This is a genomic window from Rhizobium sp. PDO1-076 (assembly GCF_000247475.1).
Taxonomy (GTDB): domain Bacteria; phylum Pseudomonadota; class Alphaproteobacteria; order Rhizobiales; family Rhizobiaceae; genus Allorhizobium.
In genome coordinates, this window is the sequence record NZ_AHZC01000326.1 from 1 (window position 1) to 861 (window position 861).

Consider the following 861-nt stretch of genomic DNA (forward strand, 5'->3'; position numbering starts at 1 on the left):
ATCGATCCGACCGCTGCTGTCGCGCACGATGCCCTGGAATGTCGCACCGATCTGGTCGCCCCTAACAATGCCGTTCTCGACGCTGAGCGTGCCGGCATTGTAGTAAAGCCGCGCAAACGCCCGCTGGAACCGGGCTGAGCTGACATCGATATCGCGCTTCACCGCACTGTTGAGACTGCGCCCATCGCTACCGGTCGGTGTCGACACGATCGACTGCAGCCGCTCTTCGTTGTCGACCTGAAAGCTGCGCAGATCGAGATTGCCGGCCCATGCCCCGCCCGGTGTTTCATTCAGCTTCAGGTTTACCAGGCCACCCACCAGCCGCTTGTAGAGATCGATGAAACGCACAAGCGCGCCGGCATCGCTGCTGGTTACCGAGACTTCGCTGAAGCCGTCCGGCCGACGAAGTTTGGCGACCACCGCCTGGCCGCTACTGGTTACGGCAGAGAAATCCAGCGCCGTCGTCTTGCCCTGACGCGCACTGTAGATCACCGAAGCGCCCGACAGCGCCTCGCCGCCGAAGCCGATGACGCGATCGATCTTACCGTCGATCCGCAGCGTCACATCATCGCCTTTTCCTTTGCCGGCCGTCGCAGGCGCCTTGAGTTTGGAAATCAGCGACCGTGCATCGAATGAAGCCCCTGAGACAGAAACGTTGTATGCGCCCTTGGCCTGACGGATTGCAATGGACAGATTGTCGTCCGGCGCCAGCCTCACCTTGCTGAAATTGGCAGCGACCAGACCTTTCGGTCCGATGGACAACTCGCCGCTCGCCCCGAAGCCATCGCCATCAAGCACGAATTTCTCGATCGTGCTCTGGCCATCCTGCTCGATTAGCTCGAATGTCGCCCTGGCGCCGAT

General features: G+C 61.1%; 1 pseudogene. It reads right to left on the bottom strand.

Features of this window, described 5'->3' with window-relative positions:
- Positions 1 to 861 (bottom strand): annotated as a pseudogene (locus PDO_RS28400) (hypothetical protein); the annotation flags it as partial.